This window comes from Streptomyces sp. NPDC018964 (assembly GCF_044390325.1).
Taxonomy (GTDB): Bacteria; Actinomycetota; Actinomycetes; order Streptomycetales; family Streptomycetaceae; genus Streptomyces.
Window position 1 is genome coordinate 45307 of the sequence record NZ_JBIRYZ010000034.1, and the last position, 20008, is coordinate 65314.

At 67.7% G+C, this 20008-nt stretch carries 13 protein-coding genes and 4 pseudogenes; 6 read left to right on the top strand and 11 right to left on the bottom strand.

The genetic code is table 11. From position 1 onward, the window contains the following. Positions 1-158: 158 nt before the first annotated feature. From ACH5AO_RS34805 to ACH5AO_RS34835, 7 genes are all read right to left on the bottom strand, one after another. Complete coding sequence (locus ACH5AO_RS34805; RefSeq protein ID WP_398931784.1) at positions 159-944, bottom strand: DeoR/GlpR family DNA-binding transcription regulator; 786 nt, start codon at positions 942-944, stop codon at positions 159-161. Between the two features lie 292 nt (positions 945-1236). Beyond that, the gene (locus ACH5AO_RS34810) at positions 1237-1905 is read right to left on the bottom strand and encodes a hypothetical protein (RefSeq protein ID WP_398931786.1); all 669 of its coding nucleotides are present in this window, start codon (positions 1903-1905) and stop codon (positions 1237-1239) included. A gap of 294 nt (positions 1906-2199) precedes the next feature. Continuing rightward, on the bottom strand, positions 2200-2604 hold the full coding sequence (locus ACH5AO_RS34815) for a hypothetical protein (protein ID WP_398931788.1): 405 nt from the start codon (positions 2602-2604) through the stop codon (positions 2200-2202). A gap of 253 nt (positions 2605-2857) precedes the next feature. After that, positions 2858-3547, bottom strand: coding sequence for an NUDIX domain-containing protein (locus ACH5AO_RS34820; RefSeq protein WP_398931790.1), 690 nt, complete (start codon positions 3545-3547; stop codon positions 2858-2860). Then, a complete protein-coding gene (locus tag ACH5AO_RS34825) occupies positions 3544-3921 on the bottom strand; it encodes a DUF4406 domain-containing protein (RefSeq protein WP_398931792.1) in 378 nt (125 codons plus the stop codon). Before ACH5AO_RS34825 ends, ACH5AO_RS34820 begins: the two co-directional genes overlap by 4 nt. Positions 3922-4328: 407 nt before the next feature. Further along, on the bottom strand, positions 4329-5573 hold the full coding sequence (locus ACH5AO_RS34830) for a pyridoxal phosphate-dependent decarboxylase family protein (RefSeq protein WP_398931794.1): 1245 nt from the start codon (positions 5571-5573) through the stop codon (positions 4329-4331). A gap of 122 nt (positions 5574-5695) precedes the next feature. Further along, entirely contained in the window at positions 5696-6544 is an 849-nt protein-coding gene (locus tag ACH5AO_RS34835; protein WP_398931796.1) for a hydrolase, read from the bottom strand. Positions 6545-8049: 1505 nt separating this feature from the next. Here ACH5AO_RS34835 and ACH5AO_RS34840 point away from each other — a divergent pair. Continuing rightward, positions 8050-8523 (top strand): hypothetical protein, encoded by a 474-nt coding sequence (locus tag ACH5AO_RS34840; RefSeq protein WP_398931797.1) that lies wholly within the window; start codon positions 8050-8052, stop codon positions 8521-8523. Between the two features lie 74 nt (positions 8524-8597). Here ACH5AO_RS34840 and ACH5AO_RS34845 read toward each other — a convergent pair. Further along, positions 8598-8806: pseudogene (locus ACH5AO_RS34845) on the bottom strand (hypothetical protein); the annotation flags it as partial. A gap of 41 nt (positions 8807-8847) precedes the next feature. Here ACH5AO_RS34845 and ACH5AO_RS34850 point away from each other — a divergent pair. Next, a pseudogene (locus tag ACH5AO_RS34850) lies at positions 8848-9669 on the top strand (transposase). 470 nt (positions 9670-10139) lie between these two features. On the opposite strand, the gene ACH5AO_RS34855 reads toward ACH5AO_RS34850, so the two are convergent. Both ACH5AO_RS34855 and ACH5AO_RS34860 read right to left on the bottom strand, forming a co-directional pair. Beyond that, a complete protein-coding gene (locus tag ACH5AO_RS34855; protein WP_398931799.1) occupies positions 10140-11645 on the bottom strand; it encodes a protein kinase in 1506 nt (501 codons plus the stop codon). 265 nt (positions 11646-11910) lie between these two features. Continuing rightward, on the bottom strand, positions 11911-12780 hold the full coding sequence (locus ACH5AO_RS34860) for an alpha/beta fold hydrolase (RefSeq protein ID WP_398931801.1): 870 nt from the start codon (positions 12778-12780) through the stop codon (positions 11911-11913). Between the two features lie 1527 nt (positions 12781-14307). On the opposite strand from ACH5AO_RS34860, the pseudogene ACH5AO_RS34865 reads away from it, so the two are divergent. From ACH5AO_RS34865 to ACH5AO_RS34875, 3 genes and pseudogenes are all read left to right on the top strand, one after another. Next, positions 14308-14529, top strand: a pseudogene (locus ACH5AO_RS34865) (helix-turn-helix domain-containing protein); the annotation flags it as partial. A gap of 1007 nt (positions 14530-15536) precedes the next feature. Further along, a pseudogene (locus ACH5AO_RS34870) lies at positions 15537-16262 on the top strand (stealth family protein); the annotation flags it as partial. 211 nt (positions 16263-16473) lie between these two features. Beyond that, the gene (locus ACH5AO_RS34875) at positions 16474-16935 is read left to right on the top strand and encodes a stealth conserved region 3 domain-containing protein (RefSeq protein WP_398931827.1); all 462 of its coding nucleotides are present in this window, start codon (positions 16474-16476) and stop codon (positions 16933-16935) included. A 642-nt stretch (positions 16936-17577) separates the two neighbouring features. Here ACH5AO_RS34875 and ACH5AO_RS34880 read toward each other — a convergent pair. Continuing rightward, positions 17578-17847: a hypothetical protein gene (locus ACH5AO_RS34880; RefSeq protein WP_398931803.1), complete on the bottom strand. Its 270-nt coding sequence runs from the start codon at positions 17845-17847 to the stop codon at positions 17578-17580. 774 nt (positions 17848-18621) lie between these two features. Here ACH5AO_RS34880 and ACH5AO_RS34885 point away from each other — a divergent pair. Then, a complete protein-coding gene (locus ACH5AO_RS34885) occupies positions 18622-19407 on the top strand; it encodes a DeoR/GlpR family DNA-binding transcription regulator (protein WP_398931805.1) in 786 nt (261 codons plus the stop codon). Positions 19408-20008: the final 601 nt, after the last annotated feature.

The window sequence follows — 20008 nt, forward strand, 5'->3', positions numbered from 1 at the left end:
CGTGACCACATGCCGCGCACCCCTCGCCCACGGTCCGGCGCGCCACCAGCAGCGGCACGTCAACAGCGGGCTCCGAGGGTGCCTGGCCTTCACAGCGGTGACAACCAGCTGGCCGGGCACCGCGCAGAGGTACCGGCCATGGCCGGCGCCTGTGCTTCTCAGACCAGCTTGACCTCGACTCCGGCTTCTCTCATGGCCTGAAGCGTCGAAGGTCCCTTCGGGTGCGTCAACGGATCGTCCGCGGCAGCGTCTGTCACAAAGCTCTCGACCGCACCCAGCGGCGCAACCCGGCTGAAAGCACGGACGCCCAGCTTCGTGGCGTCCCCCACGCATATCGTACGAGTCGACTGAGCAGAGCCTGTTTGTTTGACCGCGGCGTCATCCAGCGAGAATTCCGACCAACCCTGCTCCGCGTGAATTCCTCCGATGGACATGATGAAACAGTCGAAGCTCAGCGACTCCAAAGTTCGTATGGTCAGGGGTCCTACAAACGAGCATTCCCCTGGCTGGGATCGGCCGCCTACGACAAGCAGTTCGATACCGGGACTGTCTGCCAGTGCTGAGGCTGTGTGCAAGCTGAGGACAGCGATCGTCAGGGGTGCCCGCTCAACAAGATTCTTCGCAACGTGCAGAGTCGTGGTCCCGGCATCCAGAAGAACTTTCGAGCCCGGTTTCACCATGAGAGCCGCCTCGGCGCCCAAACGGCTCTTGGTGGCAACCTGCCAGTCACGTCTGGCTGTGAAGCCCCCTCCTTCTTCTCTGGAGCGTACGGCGACCGCACCGCCATGGACTCGCCGCACGAGACCCTGTCGCTCCAATGTGTTCAAGTCCCGGCGGACGGTCATCTCTGAGACGCCCAGGCGTTCCGAGAGTTCGGATACCGACGACGTGCCCGACCCCTGCACCAGCCGCAGGGTCAGGTCGAGACGAGTAGCTGCACCCATAAGCTCATTCCTGACGGAGGACTGTTCATTTGAACGCCTGAACGAACGGAAGTGGTCGCCCTGGACGACCGGTTCTCACGGCGCACCGCCAGGGGCCGGAAGCCTGTCCCGCCGCCCGCCCCGGGTGTGCGGGCACTGGCCGCGCGTGGGACCTGGTGTGAAAGCAGGTCCTGGTCGTCAATGATCAGGACCTGCGGAGCACGGTGATCTGGCGAACGGTCAGGGGACCCGGCTGAAGCCGCCGTCGATGAGCGGCCCGAATCGTTCTCTCGGTCCACTGTGTGCCCGGATGCTATCCAGCGGACTTCTGCATGCTCCGGCCGAAAATTTCAGCTTCCAGATCTTCGGGGTCCTTCAAAAGGGAACGCTTGTGGACATCCGCAGCAGTGTGGGCCGTCACGGTGAAACCCAAATTCCTGAACCATTGTGCAAAGAAGGAGAATTTATCACCGCCCTGCGCTCCGTCCGAACGTCTGCACAGCAGCGACTCCACAATATTACGCCCCTTCGGCTGTGAAAAGCTTCCTTCGTCGTCGACGCAGATGACGGGCGGAGGCCAACTCTCTCCTGGATGAAGCCAGTATCCGTAGACAAGGACGCTGTCGTCTGTTTCTGCTACGGGCAGGAAGTGGCTCAGGACCTCGGCAAAATGCGGCGCCTCGGCGTTCTTCTCGTCATCGAGTACGGAACGGGCCAGAAAGGCGGCCTGTCGCGGGCCGACGATTCTTACCCCAAGGAATTCCAAAAGCTCTGTGCGGTCTTCCCGGTGGCCCATGCATGCGTCCACTTCGCCCTTGTCTTCGCCCGGGCGGCCCGGCCTTGCTGCTTCGATCGCGGAAAGCTCCTCCCCTCCACTCAGTCCGGCGTTCTGCAGGGCGGTAAGCTGCAGAAACTCTTCGGGGATCTCGCGATTCCCCAGCCATTTGTCGGCCCAGCTTCGCAGTTCTTGTTCGGTGGTCACCTTCACTCACTTCTCCGATCCAAGTCAAAGTGCTTTCGCTTGCACGTCATTCTCGTAATGCTTCGCTTCGATCTCCATGACGGAGACCTGCCGGCTCCGCGGCGACGATGTCCACCATGCCGTCATCGGCGTGGCGCGACCGTACACCCCAGTCCTCGCCGGGTAATTCCCACCCCTGCCCGAGTCCTTCTTGGCGACAACCCGAAACCCGATCACGGGACGTTGTCCAAGGCTTGTCCCGTAAAGGTCTCCGAGTCAGTGTGACCGTGATCGGTTGCCGGCCGGTCTGCTTGCTCATAGCCCGAGGACGAGGTCGCGCAGGAGGGTGGTTCGCTCATCGCGTGATGGGTGCCGCCTCTCCCCTCGAGCGACAGTCGCGGAGGGCGGGTGCAGGCGTGTTCGGCGATCGGCTGTGGTTCGCCGTACCGATGAGCTGTCGAGGACCCGCACGTCGACGGGCGCCTCCGTGCCGTCCACCGCCCAGCCGGTGCGCTCGACCTTCCTGCTCCACTCCGGGCGGTGTTCGACATCCTCCAGTTCGCCGAACGCGACCGGAGCGGACTTGGTGGCGCGAGTGTCGCCGCCGGCCGGCCTCTTCGGAACCCCGGCAGGTCGTTCGAGGCCCTCGGGGGCGTCTGGTGAGACCCGGAGATCGGCGATCACCGCAAGGCCCTTCTCGTCCTTCTGCCCGGTCTCCACCCCTGGACCGCCGCCGATGCGGGGCGGGCTTCGCTCGGCCTCGTCCTGGACAACGGTCGGGGGCACCGTCGGCGGTGCCTGTGGTGGAAACGGTGGCAGTGAGCAGATGACCAGCGACGCGGCCGTTGTCGTGTCGCTGGTGGAGGCATGCGTGAGGCGCCCCACCCGTCCCCGCAGACCTGGTGCGGTGATGCTGCGGTTCGGGAACCTTGCCGGCCTGATCTCGCGAGCACGGTTCCCGAGGCACCGGGAGTCAGCTGTCGAAGGCCTCGCGGCGGGTGAGGGGCGGACGTGAGAACGGGCCGTCGAGTGCGGCCCATTGCAGGAGCATGATGGTCTTGGCGTCCGCGATGTCACCGCTGTACACCATGTTCAGGGCCTCGGAGAAGGGGAGCTCCAGAACAGTGATGTCCTCCCCTTCCTCAGCGACGCCGTGCTGGGCACGGCCGGACGCCGCACCCTCGTAGGGCGCGGCGAAGAAGTGCAGTCGCTCGGTGACTGAGCCCGGGCTCATGAACACGGCGAAGACGTGCTCGGCGGCACCGACAGTGTGACCGGTTTCCTCAGCCGCCTCCCTGCGGATCGCCTCCTCCGGGCTGTCGCCGTCCAGCAGTCCGGCTGCCGTCTCGACGAGCATCCCGTCGGGATGGCCGTTCACGTAGGCAGGCAGACGGAACTGCCGGGTCAACAGGACTGTCTCGCGCGCCTGGTCGTACAGGAGGATGGTGGCGCCGTCGCCGCGGTCGTAGGTTTCGCGCTGCTCGCGGCTCCAGTGCCCGTCACTGTGCTGGTAGTCGAAGGTCGTCTTGCGAAGGACGTACCAGTCGCAGGAGAGGACCTCCACGTCGCGGATCCGGACCCGGGGATTGCCGGTCAGGTCGCGGCCGTGTCGGTGCAGGTCGACGCGCCCGCGCCGGTCAGGCGTGTCCATGCCGACTGTCATCGGGCCGGAGGCACATCGGCAAGGCTGGTGTAGACGGCCTTTCCCGTGGCACGAGCCCGGGAGACCATCAGCTCGGCGCCCTCGGAGGGGCCGCCGATCCGGAGCACCGCATCGCACCGTGCCAGCAGCTGCTCGGCGACGGGATGGAAGATTTCTTCGTAGGCCGCGTCGCCGGGACCGGTGCTGCCGGCAGCCTCCAGGAGCGGGAGTGCGAGGGCCTCGCCGGTGACACCGAGGTGACCTGCGCGGAAGAGCTCCAGAGCGGTTTCGGTCATGGCGCGCACATTGGCTTCGAGTTTGGCCGGATCGTCGCCGGTGCCGGAACGGTAGGGACCCGCGACCAGGATCATGAGCGAATGCCTGTCGATCGTCATGGAGACGTTTCCTTCCTGTGGTGGATGAGCCGAAGTCGTGTCTTCGGGCCGGGACGCCGCACGTCGTCCGACCGTCGACGATGTCGGAGCTCGGACCGTAGGGCTGGTCCGGCGTTGCTCGTCGCGGATCGGTGGCAACCGTCCGCGACTCGGCTCCGACGTCGCCGTAACGATCCGGAGGACCCGACACCTCGAGGCGAGTCGGCGCTCCTGTCTGCGGGCCTTGGCGTGCGCCTGGGTGAGCCGCCCCACTCCGTCAGGTCCCGGAGGCGGACGGTTGTGACAGCCGCAGGATATTTCTAACACATCTACGTTGATTTGAACATTGAAATGTTTGGCCGGGTGGGGAAGCCGCTCCCCGCGTGTCGCAGGGCCGGCTCCGTCCTGCCGGCCGACGTGCCCGACCGTCACTGGTGGGATGTCATGGCGTCGCGCACTGCCCGCACCACTGTCGCCGGATCGGCACAGGGATTGGCGGCCACCGACCGGAACCACCGCTGCCCGCCGATATCGGCCGTACTGACCCAGGCATCCTCCAGGCGGCTTCGCACCGCCATGGCATCGTGTTCGGCCGGCCGCCAGTTCACCACTCCCGTGAGGGGGCGGCGCCAGAGGACGAGAGCGGGATCAGCCGCGATGAGATCGGCAAGAGAGGCGGCCGCCGTCATGCAGGAGTCGATGCGTGCGCCGATGCCCTTCGTACCCCATGCCAGAAGGGAGGTGGCAAGCGGCAGTACGGATGCGCCCCTCGAGCCGAGGATGCCCACGTTCGGGGCAGCCAGGTAGCTGCCTCCGAAGGTCAGCGCACGGTGTGCCCGGTCGGCTTCTGCGAACATGACCACAGCGCTGCCCTTGGGCTGGAAGAGCCACTTGTGCAGGGACACCCCGACGGAGTCGGCGAGCTCCAGTCCGTCGAGGACCTCGCTGTGAGAAGACAGCATGAGCGCTCCCGCCCATGCCGCGTCGATGTGGCGCCAGGCTGCTCCAGCACCTGTCGTGAGGTCGTCGACGGATCCGGTACCCACAGTTCCTGCAGTCAGGACCAGGATGCTGCGCCGCAAGTCGTCGGGAAGCAGGTCGGCACGGATCCTCTGCTCTCCGTCCACCGGGAGTTCGAGGTAGCTCATGCCGAGAAGCCGTGCGGCCTTTTCCACGCTGAGGTGAGCCGCGGAAGAGGCGACGACCTGATCCGCTCCCGTGAGTTCCCGTGCTGCCCACAACGCGGTGATGTTGGCGACCGTGGCTCCGGGAACGAAGTGCCCACCGTCCATGCCGAACTTCGGTGCCAGCCAGCCGAGCAGCCGTGACTCCAGCGCTCGCGCCGCGGGGGCCGTGTCCGGGTGAAGGAGGTTCTGGTTGGTTGCGGCCGCCCAGAGGGCCGCCGCCCACGCGTGCCACGGCGTCGGTGGGTCCATGTGGGCGAAGAAACCGGGGTGGTCGAGGCGACTGACATCCGCGAAGGCCACAGGTGACAGCGCCCGGAGGGCGGCCTCTCCCCCGAGACCCTCTTCGGGCGGTTCGTCGGGCAGGCCGGCCGCAGCGGTCGCCGGATCGACGTGGGGCCGGCCGGGTTCGTGCAATTCCCGCAGCAGTGTGCGTACGGCCATCATGAGGCCTCGCTCGCTGGGCCGGAAGTCGTCGCTGTAGGTCATCGCTGTCCTTCCTCTCACTCGTGTGCGGCGCACCCACCGCTGGTGCGTGGCGAAAGGCCCGTGAGGCGACGGGCCCACAAGCCACTGGGCGTCTCCCGGCCGTACCGCCATGGCATGGGTACTCATGCGGGATGCCGCGTAGGCTGTTCAGTTTTCTGAAGCCGGATCGCCCGGTCGCGGGGACTCACGTCGGTCCTGCGGTGAACCTGCGCAGCCGTCCGTGCTTCCACCGCGTGCCGCGGCCCCCGCCTTCGCGGCTGTCGCGTGACGGACGCAAGCGGAGCGGGGGACGACGGTCGGCGAGTCGTGACCGCGTCGTCGGCAGGACCTTCAGGCAGCCGGCCGGCCAGTCCGGCCGGGTCGCCGGTGGAGTGAAGCACCTTCAAGCCGAAGTGGGCCGCCGCGTCGAGGTTCCTGCGACTCCGGTCCACGTACAAGGTGTGCTCGGGGCGTGCCCGTACGGCGACGCAGGCGGCGTCGAACGCGCGCGCCGCGGGGCTGGTGACCCCGGTCCGGGAGGAGAACACGGTCCGGGTGATGAGGGTGGCACGCCATTCAGTGCCCTCTATGGCATCGGCTACCGGCCACGGGACGTCGGCGAGCAGGGCCACCGGTGTCCCCGCGGTGTGCGTCGAGCGCAGAACCGCAGTCACACCCGGGCCGGTGGAGGTCCACATGTCCGTATCCGCGTTCCGCAGCGCGGCCAGCAGTTCGCTGTCGAGGCCGGCCTCCTGCTCCGGATGCATGAGCACAGTCCAGAACTCCTTCGTCCCGATGAGGTTCTCCTGGTACCGGGGAAGCCACTGACGGTACTGCCGCTTGAACGCTCCGATCTCACTCCTCCGCCATCCTGCGAGGCCGGCCAGTCGTGCCCACTGGCCGGGTGTCGGAGCGAGACCGATCACGCCGGTATAAGCGAATATCACCGCGTCGAAGTCGCGGGACGGCGGCACGGAGAAAGAGGCAGGCATCGCGGCTCCGGGCGGCGGGCGGGGGAACCGGCAGCGGATGCCGGACGGTGTACGGACGTGGTCGGTGTGGTGCGCGCGAGACGGCGGGCGGTCACGCGCGCGCCGGCCCGCGCCGTACCGGTGCACCTGGACCTCGACACCTCCGCCGCATTCACGTGTGGTCCAACGGTTCTCGTGTGCGACAGGGCCGGAAGGAACGCCGGTGGGGCACCGGGCTGCGCACGGGCGCCACTCCCTGACGCTCATCCCTCCGGCCGAGTCACATCCTCACGGCCGCGGAATGTCCGGCCGGTCCGCCGGAGAAGCGGAACTTCGCGCGTTCGATCTCGTACTCCCGCGACAGTTCGGACACGAGGACGTCATGCCCCAGACCGACCGCAGTGTTGATTTTCGCGATGTACGCGTCGTGAAGCGCCGCGGCCGCAGCCGCGGAGTCTCCGGTCGACCGCCTGGGTCTTTCCCGAGGCAAGTGGCTCATCAGGCTTCGCATCCAATCGCTCGCAGGGCTGCCCGCTCCGCGCGTCACCGCCGGCTTGCGGTGCTCGTGGGGTGCTTGACGGTTGTGGGCTTCCAAAGGACGGGTGAACCGTCGGGCCTGGCGGGCCCGGGCTCAGGAGGCGCGCTCATCCACCGGAGAGCGCGGGGGCGCACCAGGGCCGACCACTCGTCTGCCACACCCGACTCTTTTCTAACATGCCTTAGTTAGATCTAACGATTTTATGTTCGAATCGCTGGCGTGCCGTCTTCTCGAGCCTGAGGTCAGGGAGGCGCCGTCATCCCGGGTGACACCCCGTGGACGTGTCCGGCACGCGACGGCTGCCGGACGCGCCCCCGCAAGTGGTGTCATGCGGCAGTCGGTGGTGATGTGACGCTCCCGGTCCGCGGCGATGACAGCCGGGGCCGACCACGTCGTCGTACCGGCGGACGGCCCTGCGCCGCCGCAGGAGGGCGTGGAGGCGGCGTGCTGCTGTCGTGCCGTGGACGGTTGGCCGCGTGGACAGCGGGGGGTCGCGGGTGCCGCCGTCATGAGCGCGGCCTCGGTACGGGCTGCGAGAAGCGCGACCTCGGCCGTCGCGGCAGGGGCGCTCGCCGAGGCGGCTCAACGGGCAGTGGTGTCCGTGGGGCAGGGCGCGCGACCCTTGCCGGGCGAGCCGGATCACCAGCGCCGCGGGCGTTCACACCTGCGTGCGATGTCGGGGCCCGTGCTGGTTCGAGGCGGGCGCATCCGCCCCGCGACTCGTCGATCGGCTCCGTCAACGGGACCTGGTACTGGCGCACATGGATTGTGTTCGTTCGGACACCTTCACCATGTCGGACTCCCCGCTGAGCGTCGGCGCGCGACCGGCGTGCGGATTCGGCAACGTTTTCGCAGGTGAACTGGTGAGTCGTTCCGGCACTGGGCGACCGTCATTGTGTTCATATGAACATTCCCTGTGCGATTCCTGTTACAGTGTGGCCGCGCTCGATGACAGCGCACCTGCCATACCGCTTCAGGGGGAGTGAAAGTGAAGCCGCGTAACCTTCGCGCCGTTGCCGTCTTCGGTGTCGTCCTGGTCGCTCTGACCGGCGCCGGCAGCTCTGACGGTGGAGGATGCAGATCGCACAGCAGTTCCGGCAAGAAGACCGACAGCAAGCCCACGGGGCACGGGAAGGGCGGCCGGTCGAAGCCGAGTGCTACGAACGCCACGAGCGACGTCCGGATCACGAACTGCGCGTATGACGATGCCACCGAGCGCCTGGCCGCGCGGGTCACGGTGCGCAACGGCGACACTCTGCCCTACGCCTACGACTTCACCGTGCAGTTCACGACCGGCGCAGGCGACGCCGCTGTCTCGGCCACGTCGTCGCGTACCGATGTCGTGGTCGACGGAGGCGCATCGACCACGACCGAGCTGACGACTCCGTACACCGGTTCCGAGAACGGTCCTCAGCCTGTCAGGTGCAAGCTCCAGTCGGCCGGCAGAGTGGTGCAGCCCTGAACTCCGTGCTGCGTCAGTTCTGATGCGTAACACGCGCTTCCTGGTCGCTTGTTCCTTGTCCGTGATTACAGCACTCACCGGCTGCCGGGAGGGAAGTCACCCGCCTGGGCGTCGTCCCTTGAACGACTTACGACCTGCTGATCGACCGGTGTCGTCGCCTCCCTTCCGGCCAGTGTGAGGTTGCGGAGGCGGGCGATGCCGAGCACGGCGTGGTGGACGCCGTCGCCTCCCAGGCGGCAGTCGCGGCGACGCGGGCACGGACCTGCTTGTGGGGCTGGGAGTGTCCCATCGACGGCGGATCTGATGATCAAGGAGACGCCGGAGATGACCGGGACCGTCGTTGAGCCTGAGCCCGCTGAGGAGTCGGTGCAGGCGCCGTCGAGTAAGGCGACGGACGAGCAGTTGATCGCGATGCTGGTGGACCGTGCCCGTACGGAGGTGCCGCGGCTGACTGGCGAGGGCGGACTGCTGCAGATGCTGACGAAGCGGGTGCTGCAGTCCGCCCTGAAGGGCGAGATCACCGATCACCTCGGCTACGAGAAGCACGATCCGGCCGGACCGAACTGGAGAACCGCGGCCTGGACGACATCCTGACGCTCGTCTGCGACGGTCTGAAGGGCCTGCCCGAGGTGGCCGAGACCGTCTGGCCCCGCACAATTGTTCAAGCCTGCATGGTGTACCTCCTGCGCGACAGTTTCCGCCACGCGGCCCGTCAGGACGGGGACAAGGTGGCCAAGGCCCTCAAGCCCGTCTGCACCGCCCCAGCGAGGACGCGGCCACGGAGCGGTTCCTGGAGTTCCAGGAGAGGTGGGGAAGGGGTACCCGGCGAGCGTGAAGCTGTGGTCGGACGCCTGGGCCGAGTTCGTGCCCTTCCTCTCCTTCGACGTTGGGATCCGCAAGGTGATCTGCTCGACGAACGCGGTCGAAAGTGTCAACGCCGCATCCGTAAGGCCGTCCGGGTCCGCGGCCACTTCCCCGACGGGGCCGCCGCCCTCAAGTGCGCCCTCATGGCGCTGATGGGCCTGGATCCGACGGGAAAGGGCCGCAAGCGGTGGACCAATGCGCTGGAAGGCGCCCCTGAACGCCTTCCGGATCACCTTCGAGGGCCGACTGACCCAGAGCAGCAACCGACCACTCAACGATTGAGGTCAGCCGTTGAATCGACACACCCCGGTGAAGACGCAAGACCAGTGCCGGCACGGCGTGCACCACGGAGTTGGTCACCGAATCCGATACCGCCGACTCCGGTTGTTCCTGCTCCCTTCGAAGATTCGCATACGGAAGTGGAAGGAAATGCGCCGTGAGTTTCCGGCCATGCCGGTGCCGACTGAGGTTTTGTACCGGGTGGTCCGGCGGGACGTCCCGAGGGGTATGGACGGTGGGCACGCCGCGCACCCGTTCCCGTCGGCGGATCGAGGGGGCATGACGAACGGAGGCTCCAGGGTCGCAGCCACGGGCGGGTGTGGTCACGGACGTCGGCCGGTCGGCGACGATGGACTCCCCGGTTGTGCCGCCAGAACCTGATGAGGGCGACAGCCGCGCCGGGCCATGGCCAAGCTGCGGCATGGCCGCCGCTTCATGCGGAACTCAACGTGCGGTCAACTGTCGCCGGGCCCTCACTTGTGTCCCGTAGAGACCCAGACGGTTACTTCGCGTGCGGTGTCGTCGACGAAGCCACCATACGGGTCTTGGTTCACCACGATTCCTTCGCCCCAAAGATTCTCATTTTTTTCTTTCTCGATCAGCTTCCATCCGCCGGCGGCCGCGCATTCTCGGGCCGAGTCTATGTGGTGCAATTTGAAGAAGGGTATCGGTACCGAACCGTCCAGCATCACTTCCTGCTGGCAGTCGGAGATGTTCATGGTGAGGTTGGGATCTCCGGTCCGGGTCTCGTCCGGAGCTGCGGAGGAGGGTGAGGAAGAAACACCAGGAGGAGTGGGCTCGGCGGTCGCGCTCACCTCGAGGTCTTTCGCTTCGTCAGACGTCCTCTCCATCGAGGCGAAGACCAGAGCCGCTGCGCCGACCACTATCGCGGCGGCAGTGGCGGCGAGGAGTGGAGCGCTCCAGGACCGGCTCGGCCGAGCCGGTGCCTGGTAGGAAGAGCCCGGGCTGTACCAGCCGGGGGCGCCATGAGGTACAGGTGTGCCATGAGGCGGCGGAGGGGAGGACGAGTACGCGCCGCTGTCGGGCGCAAGGGGGTTCTGCGGCAGGAGGGGAACGCCCGGCTGAGCGACAGTGGCCGGCGCGGGTGCCCCGAAGGAGAGGGACGTCTTGGTCCCCCGCACAGCCCTCAGCATTTCGGCTGCGCCCGAATATCTGGCGGCCGGTTCCTTTTCCATGGCCCGATGGACCAGTGCGTCGACTGCGGGAGGCAGTGTGGGGTTGAGCGACGACGGGGACCGGGGTGTGTCACGAACATGGGCGTACGCGATGGCGAGTGCGGAGTCACCGTCGAACGGGACCACTCCCGTCAGCAGTTCGAACAACAGGCAGCCCACGGAATAGAGATCGGACCGCGGATCGACCGCTTTGCCAAGTGCTTGTTCGGGCGACAAGTACTGAGGTGTGCCGACGATGGCGCCGGTCTGGGTCATAGCGGCCGACGGAGACTGCAGTGCTCGTGCAATTCCGAAGTCCATCACCTTCACGGTGCCACGGCGGGTCACCATGACATTGGCCGGCTTTACATCGCGATGCACCAGTCCGATTTCATGACTCGCCTGGAGGGCCTGAAGGATCTCGGACGTGAGGTCCAGCGTCGAGTGAAGCTCCATGGGCCTTCCGGCCTGGCCGCCACGGAGCAGGTCGCGGAGGGACTGCCCCTCGACGTACTCCATGACCATGTAGTTGAAATGACGGCCGTCAACCATGTCGTCACCGGAGTCGAAGACGGAAACGACGTTCGGGTGGTTGAGCTTTGCGACCATTTGCGCTTCGCGACGGAATCGCTCGCGGAAGGACGGGTCATGGCTGAGTTCCGGATGCAGCAGCTTGATCGCCACCTGGCGGTCGAGGACGGAGTCGTGCGCCAGGTGAACCGCCGCCATACCGCCGCGCCCGAGCTCGTGGCGGAGCGCGTATCTGCCCTTGCCGATCAACTGGTCACCGGAAATGGCGTCCATCTGTCCTGTTTCTCCCTGAAACGGTGAGAGGGGCATCTGCCTGAGTGCCCCATGAGGCGTTGGTAGGTCGGGGAGTCTTCACGCGGTGTCCCGAATCGACCGTGGCCGGGGAACCGTGGGACAGCGGTTCCGGCGGTCGGACTCGGCGACGCGGATTGCTCGGCGGCTTCTGAGGGCCTGCAACCGGGATCGGATGCGGCCGGCGGCTCCTGGAACGACGGGGGCGATGCCGGGCCACGCGGACTCCTGCTCGCGAAGGCTGCGGCTAGTTGGGGCCGGACACTCGTCCGATCAGGGTGCGGAGAACGCGAAGGCTCTCGGTCCACAGCACGGAGCCGCCGGAATCGGGCACAAGGTGACGCACGGCTGTCGGAATACGCGCAGCCAAGCTCGCTCCCTGGTCGGGGGAGTGACTGAGGTCCAGCTCCCCGTACCAGACGTCCACGGGGATTCCAATCGACGCGAGATCGATGCCCCACCGGCTCATGGCGAGGACGGTGTCCCGCGCGTAGCCTTCGGGCCCCTGAGTGAACGCTTCCCGCAGTGCGGTCCGGTAAGTGCTTGCGAACGGTTCCGACTCGTACACGTGCCTGTCGCAGTCAGGGCTACCGCTGATGACCATGTCCCACATCGCTTCAGAAGTGAGAGTGGCGAAGACCTGTGCAGCCTGCTCGGGCTTGTCGACCGACAGGTCGACCAGTTGCTGAAGATCTGGTGGCAGGGTGCCGGCGAAACGCGGCGCAGCGATCTCGTCGGCTGCTGAGACGACAGCCAGTGCACTGACCGCGTCCGCTGCGGCGCACGCGAGCGCGAACGGCGCGCCCTGGGAGAAGCCGATCATTGCCGGCTTGCCGAGGCCCATCTGCTGAGAGAGGGTCACGACGTCCGCTGCGAAGTCTGCGAGAGTGCGCTGGGGGGACGGGGACGAGACCCCCAGCCCCGGCCGGTCCAGCGAGATGAGGCGGATACCTGTCTCAGCCACAGCGGTCGCGTCGATTCCGAGGTGACGGCTCGTCGCGGCGCCAGGGCTCAGCAGGACGGGCGTGCCGTTCGGTCGACCCCACTCGGCCCAGCCGATCACTCGTCCGTCCGGGAGGGAGTGCTCACCCACGCGGACTGGCGGCAGGATCAGCATGTCTATCCTCTTTTGTTGGTTTCTGTGGTCCTGTATCGACGTATTGGTTCGCTCGCTCACCGCATGCGCAGGGGTGGGGAGGCCCCGAGGCGCAAGTGAGGCGCCGCCGGGCGGGGTCGCGGCTCGTTGCGCCGACAGGGGGACTGAGTGGCCGGAGACCGCTTCGTCGGCCGGGCCGCTCAGTCGTCGCAGTCGCCGCCGTACCGTCCGGCGTGACCTGGTTCTCCGCCGGCGGAGGGCGGGCCGGCAGGCCCGGCTGCCGAGGCCTGAGTGGTCGGCGCGCCCCCCGGGCTTGCCGTTCAGGGAGCGGGTGCACTGGGACGGCCTTCGGCGGCAGGTCGGGGCGCGAGGTCATAGGCATGGCACATTTCTAACATATTATTGTTCATATAAACACGCGGAGGGGTTGTGAGGGTGGGGCGACACCGTCCATGGCTGGTGCGCGAGCGCCGTCGTGCGTCACCTTCGAGAGGGACCGCAGCCGGAGGATCCGCCCTCCCCGACGGCCGGTGCTCACCCCGGCCCACCGGAACGGCTTCTGCGCTCCCTCTTCGAGAACAGGGAGTGCGTCACGGCGGGATGGGCCTGCCGTGCCCTCGTGCGGGTGCTTCACTCCTCCGTTCGCACAGCGAACGCCCGCCGCGGGGCGCGGGTGCTGAACTCGGCGGAGCGAACCGCCGAGCCCCGGCGAGCGCTTGAAGGAATTCCGCTTCATGCACACCCGTGCTGCGGGGCCTGATGAGCGCTCGCTGTACGACCGGTCCACGGGCTCTGCTCAATACGCGCAGATAATTGTTTGAGATAACTTAATCATGTTGGATTGCGTTATGGGTGTCAGCACTCGTTTGCGAGTGATCCTGCAGGTGGTGCAGGGATCGGGCAAAGTTACCGTGCCGGAACCGCCTCAACACCTCGCGTCCCGGAGACGGGCGTTCGTAGAGACCCGGACACACTCGAGCGTCTGAGGTCGTCCTGCCGCGCCCACGGCGGTGCGGCGGCCCGCCGGCGACACGAAGAGAGCCTCGACCTACCGGCCGAGGGGTGGGTTCGGAGCGGTGCCGGTGCCGGTGCCGGTGCCGGTGAGAGCTTGGGTGCCGTGTCGGCCGTGATCGAACCGGGAGCGGCCGCTTGACCCCCCGCCCAGCGGTACCGCGTCCCGAACCGGCCGGATCCGCCTGTGCCCCTACTCCACCGGTGAGGAAGGACGGCGGGAGCACGGTGTCGGCCGTCAACACCCGAAGGGCGGAGCCGGACGCAGAAGGTGCAGACCGCGGCGGAGCGGCTGAGGCGACCGCAGGGGGAGACCTGCTGTGGTGTACCGATGCAGGAGGGGCACCGGGCGACCCACGGCGTGGACGGTCGGACTCGCTCTGCCTGGCCGGAGACCAACTGATCGTCTACTGGGTTTTTCGTTAGTTCTGTGGTGGTTGGGGCTTCGGCGGTGTGAACATGATGGTGTGTCCTCCAAGTCGCAGGATGCTGTTGCTGATGTCCCCGTCCTGCCGCTGACGCGGCCGCAGTTGGCCCGAGGCCCGTCGCATGCGCGCGGCCGAGCTGTTCGAGCAGAGACGTCCTTCATCCGAGGTTGCCCGGGCAGTGGGGATGCACCCCGAGAGTGTGCGCCGGTGGAAACGCCTGTGGGAGCAGGGCGGGGCTCAGGCGTTGCGCCGGCGCCCGGCCACCGGCCGGCCGCCCAAGCTGGACGCTGCCCATCCCGCCGATATCGAGCCGCACTCCCTGCCGCCGTAAGCGCTCCGTTTGAGTAGCGAATGCTCATGCCGGTGCCTTCCGGAACCCATGATGCTGTGCTCAGTGACCAAAGACGTGCTCAGGAAGCAGCGTGCCGTGTCCCACCCTCAGTGATGCCGAAGCGGGACACGGCATCGCAGGTGTGTGCTGTACATGGTGAGGGTAAAACCTGACATCCGACGTGCTGTCCTGGACGGCGGATGAACCCGACCACAGTGGCCGCTGACGCCTGCGGTGGTGCGCCAGCGTGTGGCTTCGCGGAAGTGCGCGGCGGTGACGTCCACCGGCTTCCGTGCCGTGCGCCGGCCGAGGTCCGCTCCGGAGCCGAGCCGGATACCTGAGACCCCGATCACGAAACGCTTTCGTCTCCTCCTGGGTCTCACGGTGAGGGAGCGCGTCCGCCGATGCTGGCTGCGAAGTGGGGCCTCAGCCCTTTCCGTTGCCCCCCGCAGGGGGGCTACCGGCGTTGTGGCGGTGTCCCATCGCCGCCGACGACCCGCACTCGCCGCGGCGCGTGAGTGGTAGCAGTACCGGCTCGAGCAACCGTGTTCACGCGGTCCTGTCCGACGTCACAAGGTCGAACATTTCATTGAAGAGGAGTGCAGAACGTGACCGTGCGTTCTTTTGCGCGGCGGATACGACCGCGAGTCGAGCGGAAGGCTGCCGAGCGGGTCTGGCAGCTGCGTACCATGCGCCGTCGCCGCAAGGCCGCGGGCACGGACCCGGTACTGCGCCCGGTGGCGGTGCGCGGCCAGCGACTGTACGGACGAGTGGTGAGCGGGTTCACCGCTGCTGAGGCCGCCGCCTCCAACCTGGACATCGTGATCACCGCCTTGGAACAGGAACGTATCCCCTACTTCCTGGTACCGACCTCCCGGACCCGGCACACGGTCGGCGTGAACGTCGCCGACCGGGAGCGGTTCCTCGGCGTCCTGGAAGCGCGGAACGCGGGGCAGCCTGTGTTCATCGGCCGGCCGCTGCCCAGCGGTCAGCTCAAGCACCCCGCCATGTTCCTCGACGGCGTCCTGCCGTCCGCGCTGCGCACCGCCCACGTGCTGCGCGTCGGGGAGAACCACCTCGGACCGGCCGGCCAGCTGCTCGCCGGGCCGGAACTCGCCTGTGACGTGGAGTTCTGGGAGGACGGGGCACGACTGCTCGCCTCCGCCGACGGGCCGCGGAGACTGACCAAAGCGCAGCCGCAGGCGTCCGAGGACGTCTTCGCCGAGTCCCTCGTCGCCCCGCGGAACAACGGCATCACGGACGTATTGCCGGCCTCCGAGCAGAAACCGGCCACGGTACGGGTCGGCGACCGGGAGGTGCCGACCTTCGCTCCGCTCGCCCTTCCGACCGTGAACGACGTGACCTTTCCCGTCGACGTCGTCTACACCTGGGTGGACGGCGAGGAGCCGGGGATGCGGGCCAAGCGAGCCCGGTACCAGGAGGGCGGCATCGTCGAGATCCTGGACAAGGAGACCAACGCCTCCCGCTACACCAGCCACGACGAGCTGAAGTACTCGCTGCGCTCGCTCGCGATGTACGCCGACTTCGTCCGGCACGTCTACCTCGTCACCGACGGCCAGAAACCGCACTGGCTCGACGACGGAGCCCCGGGGATCACGGTCGTCGACCACCGCGACGTCTTCCCGCCGGGTGTCCTTCCGGTGTTCAACTCCCACGCCATCGAGACCCGGCTGCACCACATTCCCGGCCTGTCCGAGCACTACCTCTATTTCAACGACGACGTGTTCGTCGGACGCCGGGTCACCGCGGAGCACTTCTCCCACGGCAGCGGTCTGATGAGGATTCCCATCTCCCCTCTCAAGATCGGCATCGGAGAACCGCACGCCGAGGAGACGGCCACCAACTCCGCCAGCAAGAACGTCCGCCGTCTGCTGCTGGAAAAGTTCGGACGGATGACGACGAACAACTTCATGCACACCCCCGTTGCCGCAGCAGCGCGGCGCGCTACGGGCGCTCGAGGAGCTGTTCCCCGAGGAAGTCGCCCGCACCACGGCGTCCCGGTTCCGCTCACCGCGGGACATCGCGATGACGGCTCCGCTGCTGTACCAGTACGCGCTGATGACCGGCCGCGGCGTGCCGGGAAGGTTCAGCTACCGGTACGTGAACATCAACCGCCCGGACGCCGAGCAGCGCCTGGCCGATCTGCACCGCAGCCGCCGCTTCGACTTCTTCTGCCTCAATCATGTGGACACCGCCCCGGAAGCCAGGGCGGAGGCCAGGAGGGGCATCCGCGACTTCTTGGAACGCAAGTACCCCTTCCCGAGCCGCTTCGAGCGGGCACCGGCACCGGCGTCGGGCGCCGCCGCTCCAGCGGACTCCGCGGCTGCTTCGCGCGGCGTCAGGACACGCAGGTCGCCGCAGCGGGCCTTTGACCACCATTCCTGAACACCGGACGGTCGCGTGACGGCATACGACGTGCTCCGCGTCCTCCGCGGACCGAACGGCGGACCCGGCAACGATCCGGGCGTGACGCGGAACGGCGCCGCGGTGCCAAAGGTGGCCAGCCATGCCAGCAGGGCCCGGTAGCCCTCCGTTGTTGTGGGGAACTCCTGGTCGGCCAAGGGCCGGCCCAGCGGGTCGACCACAGCAGCGTGATAGGTGTCGGCATGGGTGTCGACTCCGGCAAAGACTTCGCCTTTGGGCTGGTGACCAGTCGTGTGGGGTGCTGCCTTCTTCATCGCGGGGACAGGACAGCACGCGCCGGTCAGAGCGAGCGGACACGACAGTGACGGGGCCTTTCGCACAAGCTCTATGAAGTCACAACGCCTTTCGCCGCGTGCGATGGTGTCACTGGCCGGCCGACAGATCAAGGCGAAGACATGGCAGTGCCGATCAGTCAGCCCACGGGTCGGACCAGTCAGTGACACCAACGCCCGCCATCACTGTCGGCCCAGCAGTTGACGTCCTCCGCGGCGAGAGCGGCGTGAATGCCGTGGGCCCGCGCCGCAGTCAGGTCGTGGGCGACTCCCGGCAGCACGTCCGAGACTCAGATCAGACGCCCGGCTGGATCCGCGAGGACCTGCACGTTCATCCCGTGGTGTTTCTTCTTCCCGGAGCAGTACGGCTGGTCGGCGGCACGGTGCCGCCGAGGATCACATACGCCTTCTTCCGTGCGGCCGTCATGGCCTGGTCCAGCGCGGGCGCGAGGGCGGTCAGGAGGTCGACGGTCCCGCGTAGGTAGCGGTAGGCCGTGGCGATCCCGATGCGGAAGCCCGCGGCGAGGGGGCGTAGGTGCCGCCGCAGCGCAGGCGGGCCAGGACGAGCAGGGACTGCCGGCCGCAGGTCAGGCGACGCCACCGGGAGCCGATCCGACGGTGGTAGCCCCCGAGGGGACCGGAGAGGTGTTGCATCGTGCGGCTGGGCAGATCGATGCCGGACGGGTGGACGAGCACGCGAAAGCCCCGGAGGACTGGTGATCTTGGCCGTGAACCCGTCCACCAGGAGCTTTCCTCATGCCCACCGCCGGGGTCACCCGCCCGACCTCCCGTCAGGTCGGAAACGCCTCAAGGTATCCGTCCCGAAGCAGCATGAGTGACCGTTGCTCGTATGTCTGCTCTTGACATGGCCGCAAGGGTCATGGCGGCGCCACCCGGGTTGGCCGTGTGCAGAGCACTCGCGGGCCGGTGGCGGGATGTTCCCGCGGTACGCCGCCCCCGCCGGAAGCGGCAGCCGTGGACAAGCGGCCGCGCGGTAGGCGGTCGGGAGCGCGGCGAGAGCCGGCGTCCGGCGTTCCGGGCGTCCGCGTGCCGCGGCGACGGGCCTGCGCGCCGGCCGCACTGAGCATCGATGACTCAGATGTACGGGGTACCTGCGGCGACCTTCGCGCAGAGACCCCGGGCAGACCGTACCCGGCGGCTCGAGCCCCGGTCCCGCGCCACGTTCGTACAGCTCATGCCGTCATTTCGTCATTCGGCTCAAGCTTCGGGCCGTGTGCCCCAGGCGTTGCCCGAGCAGCCGGGCAGCGCCTCCGAGCACCTCTCCCGTTCCGTTTTTCCTTTGTGGGCAATTTCGCGGCGGCAAGCCGAACCTTCTGGTTTGTTCAAATGAACAGAATGGTGTTAGAAATGACGCATGAGCGTCGGAAACCGTCTTGACCTGACCCTGCGGCTCGTCCAGAACTCGGGCAAGCTGTCCGTATCGGAGCTGGCTGAGCGTCTCGGCGTTTCGGAGATGACCGTTCGCCGGGACCTGAACGCGCTGGAGAGCCAGGGCCTGCTGCGCCGGGTGCACGGCGGCGCGATTCCCCTGCGCCCTCGAGAGGAGGGCGGGGGCTTCGACGCCCGGCGGGAGTGGCAGGCCATGACCAAGGCCCGGCTGGGGTCGGCGGTTGCTGCGATGGTCGAGCCGGGATCGAGGGTGCTGCTGGACGCCGGTACCACGACGGTTCACGTCGCCGAGTACTTGGCGGAACGTGCTCCGCTCACGGTGGCCGTGTTGAGTCTGCAGGCGGCCGCGGTCCTGGCCGACAAGCCGGGCATCGAACTTCTCGTCGTGGGAGGGCGCTCACGTCCGGGCGAACGCTCGCTGGTGGGTCCCCTGGCGTTGCGCACTCTGGAGGCGCTGAGCTTCGACTGCTTCGTCATGTCGATCGGTGGGGTCCATGCCGAACGAGGCTGGACGGAGCTCTCCCTCGATGACGCGGCGGTCAAGCAGGTAGGTCTCGCGCAGGCGGCACGGACCGTCACGGTGGCGGACGCCACCAAGCTTGGTGTGCGGGCGTTCAGCCAGGTCGCGCCGTTGAGCGCGGTCGGCGCCTTCGTCACCGATGCTGCGGCGAAGGACGTGCGGACCCATCCGAACGGACCGCTCACGCTCAAGGCGCTGAGGGAGTCCGGGGTCGAGACTCACCTGGTGTGATGACGGTCGGCCCTGCGTGCGCCCGAGGCCGGCGAACCGCTCCCACGAGGTGGTGGCCAGTGGCGCCGGGACCCGGCGGGGTCTCCGGCGCACTCGATCCGGGCGTGTGTCGTCCGCGGTCACCGAGGCGGAGCGCACCGTCCTCGTTTCCGGCGGTGGCGTCGACCCGGCCGATTCCCGTACCGCCGCTCGGACCCATTCGGGCCGGGTACGTCCCCGTCGCGGGAAGGGCGGGCACGGCTTCCCGCGCGGCCTCGACGGCGTCGGAGCCCTGCCGGTGACCGGTGACGGTGATCGCACCTTCGGCGAGGGCGAGGAGTTGGCGCCCCGGTTTGTCAGGGACTCGGGCCGCGATGCCGGTGAGCGACTTCAGGTGACGTGTGAGAGGGCGAGCGGCGGGTGCGCGGACGGGCCCAGTGCGGGGCTGTGCCGCCGCGGCGACGACCGAGCGCCCGCGGAAGCCGGGTGTGGCGAATCATCTGGCCGGAGCAGCGGGATCGCCCGGCGCCGGCGAGCGGGCTCATCGCCGGCGCCGGGGCCGTGGGGACGCACGATCGCCGCGGGCCTCCAGAGCCGCCCGAATCGGTCCTTCCTTCGTCGT